The sequence below is a fragment of the Natronorubrum halobium genome (genome assembly GCF_051351675.1).
Lineage (GTDB): Archaea > Halobacteriota > Halobacteria > Halobacteriales > Natrialbaceae > Natronorubrum.
In genome coordinates this window covers 1,556,904-1,572,955 of sequence record NZ_CP195595.1, presented here as the reverse complement: position 1 = coordinate 1,572,955, position 16,052 = coordinate 1,556,904, and the positions used below count along the sequence as shown (strand labels likewise).

Genomic DNA, 16,052 nt, shown 5'->3' with positions numbered 1-16,052 from the left:
CATGTAATGGTATAGAAAATATCGATGGCCGTGCGTACTGAAGCCAAATATCGCAACTTCAGACGGTTCTCAACCGCATATTTGGCATATATTATGTTTCCTCGAGACGTCCGGTAATACCAAATAAGTGAACCCCTATGATTGACCAGTGCATTACAACAGTATTGTTGTAAATAACTACACCTATTCGAAGTAGTATGCAAACATTTCGGCTGAAGCCTCGCTACCGTAATCCGGTAATGCCAAATGAGATCGTCCCCATTTATTCACATACACACTAATGTAATTTCCCTCCCCTCGCAACCTCTTATTTCCAAATAATTATTTGTTTTATGTATTTTGGATAATAAGTGGTTATAATAATTATTAGAATACAGATATATCATAAGAATATAATAGATTGATTTCGTATGCTATAGTGAATTATTTGGTTAGCAATTGTGGAGTTCGAATTAGGATGGGGGAATACGATTTGGTACGCGTCTGTATTGGCGTATGAAGTGCTCTATTTGAGAGGTATTTTAATAGTCTCAGTTTGAACAAAGAGTGGTTTGTAACTGATAGTCTCTCTTGTATATATTATCTTATATTCAGCATATTTATTATATATTTCGACGGTACCATACACATGGCCAATTATCTCACCTAATTATGTATCCTTTAAATTTTCTGCCCGATAAACCCCACCTTCGCACCCCATCCTACATATATGCGTGAAAACGTCATCTAACGTTACGTCATCCATTGGAGTCGGACAGCCGCGAATCTGAGCGGTGCCGATACGACACATCAGAATTCAGCGGGACCGTGGATATGACCACCAATTAGTCGTCGATCCACTCGCTGCTCATCCCGACGCGCTCGCCGTCCTCCCAGACGTAGTAGCCCTCGCCTGTCTTCTTGCCGAGGTTGCCCGCGCGGACCTTCCGGCGCAGGGACTGCGGGGGCTTGAACCGCTCGCCGAGTTCCTCGCGGAGGTGTTCGGCGATGTGCAGGCGGACGTCGAGTCCGACGTGATCGGTCAACTCGAGGGGCCCCATCGGATGTCCGTAGCCGATTTCCATTCCCTCGTCGATGTCGGCCGGGCTGGCGACGCCCTGCTCGACCATCCGGATCGCTTCGAGGCCGAGCGCGAGGCCGAGCCGCGAGGTGGCGAAGCCGGCCGTGTCGCGGACGACGACGTCCTCCTTCTCGATGCCCTGGACGTAGTCGACGGCGAACTCCTCGGTCGCCTCGTCGGTCTGCTCGGCGATAATGATCTCCACCAGGTCCATGATGTGCGGCGGGTTGAAGAAGTGCAGGCCGACGGCTCGCTCGGGGCGCTCGAGCGCGCTGGCCATCTCGGTCACCGACAGCGAGGAGGTGTTCGAGGCGATGACGGTATCCTCGCCCGTGGCCTCCTCGACGTCCGCGAAGACCTCTTTCTTCAGGTCCATGTCCTCGGGCACCGCCTCGACGACCAGGTCGGCGTCCTCGACGGCCGCTGCGAGGTCGGTCGTCCCCTCGATGCGCTCGAGGGTGTCCTCCATTTCGCTCTCGCTAAGTTTGTCCCGGTCGACGCCGCCCTGGAGGTTGTCGCGGATCCCCTCGAGGCCGTTCTCGACGAACTCCTCCTCGATGTCCCGCAGGACCACGTCGTGGCCCGCCATCGCGGACACCTGTGCGATCCCGTGTCCCATGCTTCCGGCTCCGAGCACTGCGATTTGCATACGTGAAGCCACTTCGGAAACTATCAAAAGCGTTCCCTTTCGAACAAACGGCGTCAGTACGCGCCCGGACCGTAATTCGCTCTGCTCAAGTCGAATCAGTCCACGTGGCGCGCGCTGTCGATCGCCCCTGAGCGACAGCGAAGGGCGATCGACGTAATTGCGCGAGGGATGAGCGAACGATCGAAGTGAGTGAGCGAATCGGTTGGGGAGGACGTGGCAATCCTAGCCGCCAGCAGTTGTTTTCTGCTCGTGTTTCGTCATACTCAGAAAGCCCCGAGAGTCTCGAGTCGGGGGGCTCGCTGTGCTCCTCGGTTCGCTCCCGTTGGTCGCTCACCTGCGGTGCTTGCTCTGCGAGACGCTCCGCGTCTCGCTGACTCCTCGCTCACTTCGTTCGCGAGGACGTCGCCCGCCTTCCTCGAGACTCTCGCCCCTTTCAGTCCCACCCGTTACACGCCCTCGTCCTCCCCAGCCGACTCACTCGCTGCACTCGTTCGTCCCTCGCACGGCGGTATCGATCGCCCTTCGCTATCGCTCAGGGGCGATCGATAGCGCGCGCCACCGCGACGTATCCGCTCTGTGCCGGACACGAGTCCAGTCCCTCGTCGGCCGCTAACTGAACCACGGATGCACGGTCGAATGACGAAGAACGGAGCTACTTTGGGTTCAGAGCGCGAGTCATTCAGTACCAATGAGCGACCAGCAGCCAGTAATCGTTCAGGCAGTCCGCACGCCACAGGGGAAACACGGCGGCGTCTACGCCGAGACCGGCAGCGAGGAACTCTCGGTCCCGCTCGTGAACGCGATGCTCGAGCGAACCGGTCTCTCGGGCGACGACGTCGACGACATCCGCTGGGGCTGTGCGAAGCAGGTCGACGAACAGAGCAACAACATCGCGCGCGTCATCGCGCTTCTCTCGGACCTCGGCGAAGGCGTTCCGGGAACGACTATCGACCGGCTCTGTGCGTCCTCCGCCGAAGCGATCATGAGCGCCAGCGACGCGATCCGGGCGGGCCAGCGCGAGGTCATCGTCGCCGGCGGCGTCGAGAACATGTCCCGTAACGAGCGCCGGAAGGGGATCGACTCCTACGACGGCATCGCCGAGCAGTACGACGCGGCCGGCCTCGCGATGGGACAGACGGCGGAAAAGGTTGCCCGCGAGTTCGATATCAGCCGCGACGAGCAGGACGAATACGGGGCTCGCAGCCAACAGCGCGCAGTAGAAGCGACGGAAGCGGGCAAGTTCGACGACGAGATCGTCCCCATCGAAACGGGCGTTGCGTCGGAGACGCAACGGGGAGACGGCGAAGCCGTCGAAAAGCAGGTCGTCGAGGAAGACGAGGGGCTGCGTCCCGGCACCACGACGGAGAAGATTTCGGGGCTCCCGCCGGCCTTCGAGGAGGACGGCACCGTCACCGCCGCCAACGCCTCCCAGGTTTCGGACGGTGCTGCCGGCGTCCTGATCACGAGTCGGGCGTTCGCCGAGGAGCACGACCTCGAGATCGTGGCCGAAATCGAGGACCACAACGTCGCCGGCGTCGATCCGACCGTCATGGGAATCGGTCCAGTCCCAGCGGTCCGGGGCATCTGGGAGCGTAACGGCCGCTCGGCCGAGGACTACGACCGCGTCGAACTCAACGAGGCCTTCGCCAGCCAGACGCTGTACTGTCGGGACGAACTCGGCTTCGACGACGCCGTCTTCAACGTCAACGGCGGCGCCATCGCCATCGGCCACCCGCTGGGAGCCTCCGGTGCGCGCCTCCCCGTCTCGCTGATCCACGAACTCCAGCGGCAGGGCGGCGGGCTCGGCCTCTCGACGATGTGCGTGGGCTACGGTCAGGGCGCAGCGGTCGAGCTTCGGGTTCCGGACCAGTAACCGAATTCGTCGCGACTCGAGCACCACTTGCTGCGCGCTGCGACTCGAGCACCACTTGCTGCGCGCTGCGACTCGAGCACCGGCATCGAACCACCCTCCACACGACTCGAGACCGGACCGACGCGGAGACTCCGTCACTCGGCAGCGTCGTCGCTCGAGCGGAGACCGAGTACTATCCGCTGCCCGGCGAGAAAACGGTAGAATCGGTGCGGGAGCCGATCTACAGGATCTGGTCGGCGATGATGTTCTTCTGAATCTCCGAAGTCCCCTCGTAAATCTTCGTGATGCGGGCGTCGCGGTAGTAGCGCTCGGCGGGGTAGTCCGTGACGTAGCCCGAGCCGCCGTGGACCTGAACGCCCTCGTCGGCGACTTCGACCGAGATTTCGGAGGCGAACAGCTTCGCCATGCTCGAGTACTGCGCGGCGACGTCCTGGTTGTTCTTCTCGACCTGGCTGGCGGCGCGGTAGGTCAGCGAGCGGGCGGCCTCGACCTTCGTCGCCATCTCGGCGAGTTTGTGCTCGATGGCCTGGAACTCCTTGATCTTCCGGTCGAACTGCTCGCGCTCGTTGGCGTACTTGATTGCAGCGTCGAGGGCTCCCTGGGCGGCACCGACGGCCTGGGAGGCGACGCTGGTTCGGCCGGAGGCGAAGAACTCCATCAGCTGGTAGAAGCCCTTGTCGACTTCGCCGATAACGTTGTCCTCGGGGACGCGGACGTCGTCGATGATGACTTCGGCGAGGTCGGAGGCGCGGATCCCGAGCTTGTTGGAGATCTTCTCGGTCGAGACGCCGTCACGGTCCATCTCGACGAGGAATGCGGTGATGCCGCGGTGGCCCTCGTCGGGGCTGGTCTTGGCCATCAGGACGCCGACGTCGGCGACGGTGCCGTTGGTGATCCACATCTTGTTGCCGTTGAGGACGTACTCGTCACCGTCCTCGGAAGCGGTGGCTTCCGAGGGATCAGCCGAGGTTTCCTCGGCGGAGTCCTTCTCGGCGACCGTCTCGATGCCGGCGACGTTCGAGCCGTGTGCGGGCTCGGAGATCATCGAACAGGAAGCGGTCTCGCCGTTGGCGATCTTGGGGAGCCACTCCTCTTTCATCCACTCGTCGCCGAACTCGATGATCATGTTCGTCCCGAAGCCGGCGGAGCCGACGGCGCTCCCGATACCGGGGTCCGCTCGCCAGAGTTCCTCGGTGACGATGGTGCTCGAGATCTTGTCCATCCCGGCACCGCCGTACTCGATCGGGATGCCCGGGGCGACGAAGTCGTACTCGGCGGCCTTCTTGCGGATCTCTTCGGGATACTTGTGCTCCCGGTCGTGTTCCTCCGCGACCGGAGCCATCTCGTTTTCACCGAACTCGCGAACGGCCTCGCGAATCGCGTCGTGCTCGGCGGACAGCGTGAATGCCATATATCACGGTTGTTGTCCGGTACCAAAATAGCTTCGATGTATTCAACAGTTACAACGTATCGTTGCCCGAGACCGAACGTTGTAAATCAAAATTCGGGATAGAGAAGCGGCTACTGCGATATCGAGCGATCAACTGGCTCCTCGAACTTACAGTGGTAAGCAGGGGAAAGGTAGTGATCTCGAGCGAGCCACCCCACTCCCCCACTGCTTCACCGCGTGCGGGCTACTCGTCCTCGCCGCGGATCTTGAACTTCTGGACCTTGCCGGTCGTGGTTCGTGGCAGTTCCTCGACGAACTCGACCTCGCGCGGGTGTTTGTACGCGGCCATGTTCTCGAGGCAGTAGTCCTTGATATCCTCGGGCGTCGCGTCGGCGTCCGGCGTCGGAACCACCAGGGCCTGGACGGTTTCGCCGCGGCGCTCGTCGGGCACGCCGACGACGGCGGCGTCGGCGATGTCCTCGTGTTCGAAGAGCAACTCCTCGACTTCGCGCGGGTAGACGTTGTAACCGCCGGTGACGATCATGTGCTTCTCGCGGTCGACGACGTAGAAGAAGCCGTCCTCGTCCCAGTAGCCGATGTCGCCGGTGTGGAACCACGTCTCGCCGTCGGCCTCGGTGAACGCCTCCTCGTTGGCCTCGGGCAGGCCGTAGTAGCCGGCCATCACGTTGGGGCCGGCGACGACGATTTCGCCCGTGATCTCGGTCAGGTCGGCCTCGCCCTCGTCGATCGGTCCCTCCTCGACGCGCGGAACGTCCTCGAAGTCCTCGTTCACGACCTTCGCGTCCATCCCCTCGAACGGCTTGCCGATGCTGCCCTTCCGACGGGCGTCGGGTCCGTTCGCGTGCGTCGTCGGACTCGTCTCCGTCAGACCGTAGCCCTCGTAGAGGGTCGGGCCGAAGACGTCCTCGAAGCGCTCCAGGACTTCCATCGGGAGACTCGAGCCGCCGGAGTTGACGAATCGCAGCGAGGAGAGGTCGAACTCGTCGGCCTCGGGGTGGTTGATCATGTCGTTGAACATCGCCGGCACGCCGAACATGACGGTGATGCTCTCGGATTCGATCATCGTCATGACCTCGGTGGCGTCCCACTCCGGGACGGGGTAGTAGGCCGCGCCGTTGAACAGTGCCCCGTTCATCACGACGGACATGCCGTAGATGTGAAAGAGCGGCAATGTCCCGATGAGTTTGTCGTCGCCCTCGATGCCGCCGATGAGATCGGCGTTGGCTTTGGCCGTCCACGCGAGGTTGTCGTGCGTGAGCAGGACGCCCTTCGGCGTCCCCGTCGTCCCCGACGTGTAGGGCTGGACGGCGATGTCGTCGTCCGCGCGGTCGACGACGTCGAGGGTGTCCTCGGCGAGGAAGTCCTCGAAGTCGGTCGCCGCCTCCGTTTCGGCACCGACGCTGATGACCTGCTCGACGTCGGTCTCCTCGAGCACCTCGGCGACCGCAGGGACGTTCTCCGAGAGGGTGACGACGGCTTTCGCCCCGCTGTCGGAGAGCAGGTGGCTGATCTCGCGGGCCTTGTACTGGGGGTTCATCGGGACGACGATTCCGCCGGCCTGCAGCGTCCCCTGGAACGCGGTGACGAACTGCGGGAGGTTCGGCAGGTAGACGGCGACCCGGTCGTCGGCGCCGATGCCGCGAGACTTGAGTGCCCGGGCGAACTGTCCGGCCCGCGTCCAGAACTGCTCGTAGCTCAGTTCGGTGTCGTCGAATGCGACCGCGACCGACTCGGGCGTCGATTCGACGGTCTCGGCGACGTTCGTGACGAGATTGGTCATACGATACGTGAATGACCGCAATCTAGTAAAACGATTGTGGATTCGTGACGTGCAGCGAACCGTCAGTCGGACACGTTCGGTTCGCCGGCACGTCCGACATCGTAACCGACTACGTATCGAGCGCGCAGGAGCAGTGCGACGATCGCCGCCGCCGCGACGGCTTGAATCCCCATCCCGACGGGTCCGTCCACGACCGAGCCGAACATAGCGGCGAATCCGGCGGTGACGTAGAACGCGCGAACGGGAACGGAGAGCACTCGAGCACCGTCGAAGCCGACCGTCGCGACGATCAGTCCGATCGTGCCCGCGAGGACGACTGGGAACGCGAACAACGTCGTCATCGTCCACTCGATCAGGCTGTTATTAGCGACGAACGCGAACGGGATAACGAACCCCGGAGCGCCGATCCGCAGCGCCTGCTTGCAGGCGGACATGAAGCTCGACCCCGCGATTCGCGAGCCGACCGCGACGGAGATCGCGACCGGGGGCGTGATCGCAGACAGCATCGCGAAGTAGAACACGAACATGTGGGCGGTGATATCGGGAACGGCGAGTTCCGTCATCGCGTCCGCGATCAGGAACGCGACGAGAATGTACGCCGCCGGCGTCGGCATCCCGAGGCCGAAGGCGATGCTCGCGATCATCGCGAGCACCAGCACGAGCGCCAGTCCGCCGGCGATCCCGAACACCGTCACGTCCGCGAACCCGATGATTCCCGCGCCGAGGCGACCGGTCAGTCCGCTCGTTTCGAGGAGTTCGACGATCAGGCCCATCGCCGCGAGGACGCCCACGAGCGGCGCCATTTCGAGTCCACCCTGTTTGAGGCCGTCGACGGTCCCTCTCATCGTGCTCGTAGCGGAGCGATAGGAGGTAACGGCAAACTGCTTGCCCGACGCCGTACCCGTGGATCCGTCTGAACTGGCGGTGTCACCGTCCAGTCTGGATCGGACGATTCGATCCGCATCGAACACGTCGATGAGGTAGTTCCGGACGAAGATGACCCCCACGATCGTGAGGATCGTGTAGAACCCCGCTGACAGGGGCGTAAATCGGAGGACGATGAGCGTGTACAACAGCACTACCATCGGAATCACGAAATGCAACCCGCTCAGCAGGACCCGCCAATCGAACGGCGAGAGATCGGTCGTCGTCCAGCCGAACTTGAGGATGGTGAAGTGAACCGCCACGCCGACGCTCAGGTAGAACAGCGCCGCCGGGATCGTCCCGGCTCGAACGATCTCGAGGTACGGAACGCCGATGATGTCGGCCATGAGGAACGCGGCAACGCCCATCACGGGCGGAAGCATTTGCCCGCCCGCAGAGGCGACGGCTTCGATCGACGCCGCGAAGTCGCTGCGAACGCCCTGATCCTTGATCATCGGGATCGTGAAGCTCCCGGTCGTCGCGGTGTTCGCCGCCGCGCTCCCGGTAATCGATCCCATGACCATACTCGAGATGACCGCGATCTGCACGACGCCGGTCCGTAGCGTGTTACCGAGTTCCGTTCCGACTTCCCGGATGTAGTCCATGAGTCCGTACGCTTTGGCGATACCGGCGAACATGATGAAGATCGCAACCCACGTCGCGCCGATCCCCATGATCGTGCTGTCGTAGACACCGGAGTGAAGGCCGAGGGCCGCTTCTTCGATGATACCGGGAACGCCTTCACCCGACCACGCGAGTAAGTCGGGAAGAAACGGTAACGTGCTCACCGATTCGTGAGAGTAAGCGATCGCGAAGACCGCCACGGAGGCGATGATCCACCCGAATGCTCGGCGCGTCGCATCGGTGACGAGAACGATCAGTGCTGCGCCGATAATGTGATCCGTCGTCGTGTACCCGACGATGTGTACTTCGTTGTCGAGTCGACTAAACTCGCCGGCGATATATGCCATCGTTACGAGCGAGAGTGCGGCGAGTACGAGCGCGAGATACGGATCGAATCGACCGTACATTCGTTTGAACGCCTGAATCCCGCTCGACAGACGCTCACTCTCGAGTCCGAGATCGTCGAGGACCGAGGTCCGCTCGGGTGGCTCCTGGATGGACTCGGAGTTTGCGTCGCCGGTCGAATCCGCATTGCCGTCGCCGGGAGTAGCTTCTCGATCCCGGTCGAACTGTCGGCGGGCGTAATCCAGATAGTAGACTGCCAGTCCCCACCCCACGAAGAGGATGACGTACTCCGCCCGTTCGGCGAACACGAGGTCCGGAGGAATAAACGGCCTCAGCGAGACGCCGCCGACGGTCAAATTCGTCAAGATGAAAAACGCGTAGTAGATCGTATAGAGGGTGAAAAGCGCCGCCATTACGTTCGTAAGGCCGGCTAACAGCCGGAGCGGTGTCAGTCGCCCGAAACGGGAACTATGGGTGGACATGAATCGGTAGGTTAGTCGTCTAGAGCGTGTTCGAGGGCTCGCTCGAGGGCGGGCGCGGTGCCGGATCCGCTCGGCGTCGGCGAGACGGCCATATCCGCTTCGATATCGGAGACGGCTTCGAGATCCATGTTGTTCGTGATGAAGAACCACGGCAGGTCGTAGTAGTGGAAGATCTGCGTCATCTCGAAATCGAGGTCGTCGAACGGTTCGACGCCCTCGCGGAACTCCCGTGCCGTCCAGTTCTGGAGGTATCCCATCTCGATGTCTTCCGAGGCGATGTCGCCGATGTTTTCCTCGGTTCCGTCGCTCGTCTGCGCTTCGATAGTTAGGTCGTCCAGATTATCGTTCATGACCGCCGCCAACGCCTCGTTCGCGGCGTTAGCCGTCGTCCCCTGCTGGGAGGTTTTCATCCGGACAGTGTCGGTCTCTAGCGTCTCGTCCGGTTCGTCCGCCCGTTCGAGATCGTCGTTCCAGACGCCCCGTTCCTCGTAGAAATCCGCGGCGGCCGGATGGAACGGGATCCCCTCGTACGCGTTTTCGACCCAGAACTCGGGCTCCTCGTGCCACGCGAAGATCCCGAATTCGTCGGCGAGGTCCTCCCGCACGTCCCACATGGTCTGGAGGAACGTCTGTACGACGTCGTAGTCGAGCGTCGCGCTGGAGACGAAGTTATACGCGAAGGTGGGGCACGAGAGTTCGCCGGGAACGTCAACGGCGTCGTTGTCGGCACCTTCGAGTTCGTTGGTATCGAGATCCTGAATGAGTAGCGTCTCGTCGTCGTCCCACGCCTCGCTCGTCTCGTCTGCGACGTCGAGAATGCGGAACTCGTCGACCGACGCCATGGCTTCCTGGAGCCACCCCGGAGTGATCGAGAAGTTCATCATCGTCCCGACGCCGACGTCGAGTCGCCCTTCGTTCAGAGCACCCCCCTGTTCCGCGAAGCCCACGCTGACACGCTCGTATCCACCGCCGCCGTCTTCGTCACCGAAACAGCCGGCTAACGCGGCCGCGGTGCCGGCACCGGTCGCTGCGAGGAACGAACGTCGAGTTTTTCCACTAATCCCCTGACTGCATCTCTCTGGCATAACGAAACCCTCCGGGCATATTATAATAATTGTTCCGGTACCCTGCGAGCGGAACCGTGTAATAATATGCCACTACAACACCGGTAGCACCGGGTCCGCACTCGGTACACTCGACGTGATGGTACTGCGGTGCTGAGTCGTTCTCCGGTCGACGACCAACTCGTTTGACAATATATACCGTAATACCTATTGCGCTATTAGCGTACTATCGGGTATGCTGGATTTCGTCAACCTTGAGGCGGACCTCGGCCAGGAAGAGCGCATGATCCGGGACACGGCTCGAGAGTTCGTCACCGAACACGTCAAGCCCGATATCGGCGAGCACTTCGAAAACGGCACGTTCCCGAAAGAGCTCATCCCGAAGATGGGTGAACTCGGCTTTTACGCGCCGAACCTCGAGGGCTACGGCTCACCCAACGTCTCCGAGACGGCCTACGGACTCCTGATGCAGGAACTCGAGGCCGGTGACTCGGGGCTGCGGTCGATGGCCTCGGTGCAGGGCGCACTCGTCATGTATCCCATTCACGCGTACGGGAGCGAGGAGCAGAAAGAGGAGTGGCTCCCGGCGATGGGCCAGGGTGACGCGATCGGCTGTTTCGGTCTCACCGAACCCGAACACGGCTCGAACCCGTCCGCCATGGAGACCCACGCCGAACGCGACTCCGCCGAGGGAACCTCGGCTGATCCCCGAGAAGCGACGAGCGCTTCTCGGGACGGCGACGGCTACGTGCTGAACGGCTCGAAGACGTGGATTACGAACGCACCGATCGCGGACGTCGCGATCGTCTGGGCGCGCGACCGCTCGGCCGAGGACGACCCCGTCCGCGGGTTCCTCGTCGAGACCGACCGCGATGGCGTCAGTACGAACAAGATCGACGAGAAGCTCTCGCTTCGAGCCTCGATCACGGGCGAGATCGGTCTCAACAACGTCCACGTGCCCGAGGAGAACGTCCTGCCGGGCGTGTCGGGCATGAAGGGGCCGCTGTCCTGTCTAACCCAGGCCCGCTACGGGATCGCCTGGGGCGCCGTCGGCGCCGCTCGAGACTGTTTCGAGGAGGCCCGCCAGTACGCCAAGGACCGCGACCAGTTCGGCGGTCCGATCGGTCGGTTCCAGCTCCAACAGCGCAAACTCGCGGAGATGGGGACCCAGATCACCCTCGCCCAACTGCTCGCCTACCGACTGGCCGAACTCAAAGAACGCGGCGAGATGCGCCCGCAGCACGTCTCGATGTCCAAGCGAAACAACGTCCGGACGGCCCGCGACCAGGCCCGGATCGCCCGCGAGATGCTCGGCGGCAACGGCATCACCACCGACTACTCGCCGATGCGCCACATGGCCAACATGGAGACGGTCTACACCTACGAGGGCACCCACGACATCCACACGCTCGTCCTCGGCGAGGAGTTCACCGGCATCGCGGCCTATCAGTAACGTCTCGCAGCCGTTCCGAACGCGCGATTTTTCGAGCGTCGTTCGATCGATTCGACGGCCGGATACCGAAGCCGTTCTTTCGATTCCACCGATCGACGATCCTATTTCACATAGCGGAATAACGAACGAAGAATCGAACGGAGGACGGTTCGTTCCGGATAGCCGCGGTTTCGTTTTGCTATCCGGAACATTGATTGAGACCGTGGCGTATACTCGAGTATGAGCAGGCATGGGGCGGACGAAACCGACGTCGGCGTCTCGACGACGCGCAAGACGTTCGAGATTCTCGAGGCGCTCAAAGCGGAGGAAGGGGTGACGATCACGGAGCTCACGCGACGAACGGGACTGAGCAAGAGCACCGTCTATCGCCACCTCGCGACGCTCACCGACATGGGGTACGTCGTCGAACGCGACGGCGATTACTACATCGGATTCCGGCTCCTCGAGATCAGCGAGCGGGCCCGAAACCGGAAGACGGGATACACCGCCGCGAAGCGCAAGGTGTTCGAACTGGGTCAGGAGACCGACGAGCGAGCGGTGTTCATCGTCGAGGAGGACGGAGACGCCGTCTACATCCACCGGTACGGTAGCCTCTCGGATACGATGATCGGCAAACGGCGACCGCTGCACTCGATGGCCTCCGGAAAGGTCATTCTCGCAGAGTGGGACGGCGACGCCGTCCGCGAGTTCGTCGAGGAGCACGGCCTCGAGCCGAGTACGGACAACACCATCACGGACCCCGACGTCCTCTACGAGGAACTGAATCGAGTCCGCGATCGCGGCTACGCCGTGAACGACCAGGAGCATATGGACGGGCTCCGCGGCGTCGCCGTCCCCGTCTACACCCCCGACGACGAACTTCTCGGCGCGCTGGGCGTCTTCGGCCCAACGAGCCGATTCAAAGGCGAATACCTTCACGACGAACTGCCGAATCGGCTCTGGGACAAAGCCGGCGAGATCAGAGTCACGCTCGCCTACGGCTGAGTCGATAGTTCGGATACCGAACTAGCTGGCCGATCACGGCCACTGCCCGCCGACCGACGGTCGGTCGGCTATCGCGGGTCGATCCGCTGAAACGCACCGTTCTTACCGCTCGAACGCGCACGAACGACGGAAGATCCGATCTACCAGTGCGATCCATCACACTCGATGACCGGAAGATCGCGTCCGGATAGTGAAACACCGCAGCGACGGCATCGAAACGACTTTCCGCAATTCACGAGTAGCCCGCCGCATGGACGAGCGGAACAGGAGTCCGGGACCGATGCCGAAAGTCCCGCGACTGCTCGAGAAGTACGACCTCGAGGGCGTCGGTGACGAACTCGAAGCCCAGTGGACCCACCCTGACGAACGCAAGAGCCTCCGCACGCTCGCCGAGTCGTTCAACGAACGCCTCGTCAGGGCCGCACTCGAGGAGGCGAGAGTCGACACGATCACCGAGGACGTCGGCCACCTGTACGAGTTGCTCAGCGGGACGACGGGCAGTCGTGGCGAGCAGTTACAGGCCAGACGGCGCCTCGAGCGGGCCGGCGTCGACGTCGAAACCCTGATCGAGGAGTTCGTCTCGTACGGTGCGATCCGGTCGTACCTCACGAACTATCGCGACGCGTCACTCCCGGAGACGACCGACAGCGACGTCCGACGGACGGAACGGGAAGCCATCGAGGGCCTCCGCCAGCGAACGGTGGCGGTAACCGAGAGCAAACTGGCACGACTTCGGGACACCGACCGACTGGAAATCGGCTCGCATCGAGTGCTCGCGACCGTCCAGGTCGTCTGTGAGGATTGTCACAGTCAGTACGGCGTCTCCGAACTGCTCGAGGCCGGCGGATGCGACTGTGACGCCCCGTAGCGTTCGATCGCGAACGCGATCGACGGCTATCGCTCCCGAGTGACCGTTCAAAAACATATAACAAGAGTACACCTGTTACGAGTTGTGCGCTATCGACGAGATCCGGCCGCCGGTTCGTCGCACAGAAATGTGCGAGCTACCAGTTATCAGAGAACATAAGATACCGTATGTCACGGTAGCAATCGTTCCGTTCGGTATCCGGTATCGAAACGGCAGAAGGCGGCGCATCGCACGTTCTCCGCCCGATCAGTACCCGCATACGTGCGATAGTTCCCGGTCGCGTGACCGCGACAGAGACCGTCGTATTACGGGGTTCTATCGACTCTCGAGCCCGTTAGTCGATACTATCAACAGGAGCCAGTATTCCTACCCACATGATATATCCGATACTGCTTTTCGGAAGCACCATATTCCAGACCAATCGAGCGACGAGGGATCGAACGCCGAGCGTCCCCGTTCGTGACAGCGACTCGTCGTTCCGGACCTGAGGGCCGCGGCGAGAGCGCGGGTCGTCACTCGACGATCGCAGCGAGTTCCCGCTCGAGTCCCTCGAGATCGATCGTTCGGCTCCTGATGTCCGTCTCGTACCGCTCTTTGTACCCCGATCCGGTCAGGATCGCGACGACGTCGTCGTTCGGTTCGATGGCACCGGACCGTGACAGGTTCCGAATTCCGGCGACGGCGACCGCGCTCGAGGGTTCGACGGAGACGCCGACCGTCGTCGACAGTCGACCCATCGCGTCGCGGATCTCCGCGTCCGGGACGGAGACGACCGCGCCTTCGGTGTCGCGAGCGGCGGCGAGTGCGCGCGTCCCGCTCGGCGGGTCGTCGTTCGCGATCGAGACCGCGATCGTTTCGCCGGGCGTTATCGGTGACACGGTCGCGACGTCATCGCGGTAGGCCGTCGCCACGGGATCGCACGCGGCCGCCTGCACGAGATAGAGCCGCGGTACGTCGTCGACGAGACCCGCTCGGTTCAGCTCTCGCAGCGCTTTCCAGACCGCGCTCGCCTGACCGCCGCTGCTGACCGGCAGGGCGATCGCGTCCGGCGTCGTCGGCGCGAGTTGCTCGAGGATCTCGTAGGCGACGGTCTTCTGCCCGGCGACGCGAAGCGGCGTATCGGAGTTGACGAAGGCGACGTCCGCGTCGAGTGCGAGCGTCTCGTGATAGAGTCGCCCGTAGTCTCCCTCGACCCGGAAGAGGTGGGGATCGTGTCGCGCGATCAGTTCGAGTCGCTCCCCGGGCGTGTCGGCCGGGACGAACACCGCACACTCGAGGCCGGCGTTCGCGGCGTACGCGCTCGTGCTGAGCGCCATATTTCCGTGCGAGACCGTTCCGACCCACTCGTATCCGGCCTGGGCTGCGTAGCTGACACCCACCGTACTCCCCCGATCCTTGAAGCTGCCCGTCGGGTTCTGCCCCTCGTGTTTCAGCGAGAGCGAACAGCCGGCGTACTCGTCCAGCCCGTCCGCGCGAACGAGTGGCGTCGTTCCGGGAGGAACACCGGACGGCTCCGACACCGGAAGGACGTCGGCGTAGCGCCACATGCCACGGCTCCACTCCGCGTCGGGCCACTCGAAGTCGCTCGGATCGGTCTCGAACCAGAGGGGTTCGCCGCACGAACAGCGGTTCCGATCGTCGATTCCGTACGTCCGTCCGCAATCGTAACACCGCACTCGTCCGTTCATCTACGATAGCGGTCTCGCCGGAGCGACAAAACGCTTCCCTCGATCGGACTCCCGGGACGCTCTCGAGGGCAGAATAGTTACATGGCTGGTGAGACAAGAGCGTAACATGTATCGGGTCGTACTTCCCGTCGATTTGGACGAACAGCGGACCACAGCGGCAACGACAGTGATCGAATCCCTTCCCGGTGAGCCCGACGAACTCGAGGTAGTGGCACTGAACGTGTTCAAGGAGTTCGAAGTGACCGACGAGGGTGGGCGGGTCAGTTCCGCGGATATCTACGACGAGGACGCGTTTCCCGAGAGCGCCGAATCCGCCCTCGAGCCGCTCGAAGAAGCGGGCGTGACGGTTGTGAAACGACGAGAGCACGACGATCCGGCCGAGACGATTCTGGAGGTGGCTGCGGACGTCGACGCGGACAGCATCGTCATCTGCGGTCGGGATCGCAGTCCGGCCGGGAAGGCGCTCTTCGGCAGCGTGACGCAGTCGGTGTTGCTCTCGGCGGACCGCCCGGTCATTACCACGACCGAGTAGCTTCGTCGACCGACGCCCGTCGAGAGACTCGGGGCGGACGAGTTACGTGAGATAAAGAACGTACACCGTTATCGCGACGCCGAACGCGATGCTCGCACCGACGGTGACGACCAGTGCGATCGACTGATTCACTCGCAACAGGGAGAACACGCCCAGCGTGAACGTCGCGTACAGAAACGCGAGATAGACGCCGAATCGAAACCACTCCCGCCGTCCGGAGAGCCCCGCGCCCTCACCGTCGTCCGCGTTCATCGGTGCAACACCACTGGGTACTCGTGTGCGATGCGACGTGTAGTTTACTCCCGAAACGGGCGT

Annotated in this window: 12 protein-coding genes; 5 read left to right on the top strand and 7 right to left on the bottom strand. The window is 62.2% G+C overall.

Translation table 11 applies throughout. The features are described 5' to 3' along the window. Positions 1 to 824: 824 nt before the first annotated feature. Positions 825 to 1,709, bottom strand: a complete 885-nt coding sequence (locus ACSFC7_RS07715; RefSeq protein ID WP_436347131.1) for a 3-hydroxyacyl-CoA dehydrogenase family protein — start codon at positions 1,707 to 1,709, stop codon at positions 825 to 827. A 688-nt stretch (positions 1,710 to 2,397) separates the two neighbouring features. Here ACSFC7_RS07715 and ACSFC7_RS07710 point away from each other — a divergent pair. Further along, positions 2,398 to 3,582 carry a thiolase family protein gene (locus ACSFC7_RS07710; protein ID WP_436347130.1) on the top strand — a complete coding sequence of 395 codons (1,185 nt, stop codon included), beginning with the start codon at positions 2,398 to 2,400 and terminating at the stop codon, positions 3,580 to 3,582. A gap of 220 nt (positions 3,583 to 3,802) precedes the next feature. Here ACSFC7_RS07710 and ACSFC7_RS07705 read toward each other — a convergent pair whose 3' ends face one another. From ACSFC7_RS07705 to ACSFC7_RS07690, 4 genes are all read right to left on the bottom strand, one after another. Continuing rightward, positions 3,803 to 4,993 (bottom strand): acyl-CoA dehydrogenase family protein, encoded by a 1,191-nt coding sequence (locus ACSFC7_RS07705; protein WP_436347129.1) that lies wholly within the window; start codon positions 4,991 to 4,993, stop codon positions 3,803 to 3,805. A gap of 223 nt (positions 4,994 to 5,216) precedes the next feature. Continuing rightward, positions 5,217 to 6,773 carry a long-chain-fatty-acid--CoA ligase gene (locus tag ACSFC7_RS07700; protein WP_436347128.1) on the bottom strand — a complete coding sequence of 519 codons (1,557 nt, stop codon included), beginning with the start codon at positions 6,771 to 6,773 and terminating at the stop codon, positions 5,217 to 5,219. A 62-nt stretch (positions 6,774 to 6,835) separates the two neighbouring features. Beyond that, complete coding sequence (locus ACSFC7_RS07695; protein WP_436347127.1) at positions 6,836 to 9,079, bottom strand: TRAP transporter permease; 2,244 nt, start codon at positions 9,077 to 9,079, stop codon at positions 6,836 to 6,838. Between the two features lie 80 nt (positions 9,080 to 9,159). Further along, positions 9,160 to 10,233, bottom strand: coding sequence for a TAXI family TRAP transporter solute-binding subunit (locus ACSFC7_RS07690; RefSeq protein ID WP_436347126.1), 1,074 nt, complete (start codon positions 10,231 to 10,233; stop codon positions 9,160 to 9,162). A 214-nt stretch (positions 10,234 to 10,447) separates the two neighbouring features. On the opposite strand from ACSFC7_RS07690, the gene ACSFC7_RS07685 reads away from it, so the two are divergent. The 3 genes from ACSFC7_RS07685 (at position 10,448) to rdfA (ending at position 13,517) form a co-directional block, all read left to right on the top strand. Continuing rightward, a complete protein-coding gene (locus ACSFC7_RS07685; protein ID WP_436347125.1) occupies positions 10,448 to 11,665 on the top strand; it encodes an acyl-CoA dehydrogenase family protein in 1,218 nt (405 codons plus the stop codon). Positions 11,666 to 11,884: 219 nt separating this feature from the next. Next, complete coding sequence (locus tag ACSFC7_RS07680) at positions 11,885 to 12,649, top strand: IclR family transcriptional regulator (protein WP_436347124.1); 765 nt, start codon at positions 11,885 to 11,887, stop codon at positions 12,647 to 12,649. A 250-nt stretch (positions 12,650 to 12,899) separates the two neighbouring features. Continuing rightward, the gene (rdfA, locus tag ACSFC7_RS07675) at positions 12,900 to 13,517 is read left to right on the top strand and encodes a rod-determining factor RdfA (protein ID WP_436347123.1); all 618 of its coding nucleotides are present in this window, start codon (positions 12,900 to 12,902) and stop codon (positions 13,515 to 13,517) included. 512 nt (positions 13,518 to 14,029) lie between these two features. On the opposite strand, the gene ACSFC7_RS07670 is transcribed toward rdfA, so the two are convergent. Then, complete coding sequence (locus tag ACSFC7_RS07670) at positions 14,030 to 15,205, bottom strand: threonine synthase (protein WP_436347122.1); 1,176 nt, start codon at positions 15,203 to 15,205, stop codon at positions 14,030 to 14,032. A gap of 106 nt (positions 15,206 to 15,311) precedes the next feature. Here ACSFC7_RS07670 and ACSFC7_RS07665 point away from each other — a divergent pair, with 106 nt between their 5' ends. After that, entirely contained in the window at positions 15,312 to 15,737 is a 426-nt protein-coding gene (locus tag ACSFC7_RS07665; RefSeq protein WP_436347121.1) for a universal stress protein, read from the top strand. Positions 15,738 to 15,779: 42 nt separating this feature from the next. On the opposite strand, the gene ACSFC7_RS07660 is transcribed toward ACSFC7_RS07665, so the two are convergent. Next, positions 15,780 to 15,989, bottom strand: a complete 210-nt coding sequence (locus ACSFC7_RS07660) for a hypothetical protein (RefSeq protein WP_436347120.1) — start codon at positions 15,987 to 15,989, stop codon at positions 15,780 to 15,782. Positions 15,990 to 16,052 lie beyond the last annotated feature (63 nt).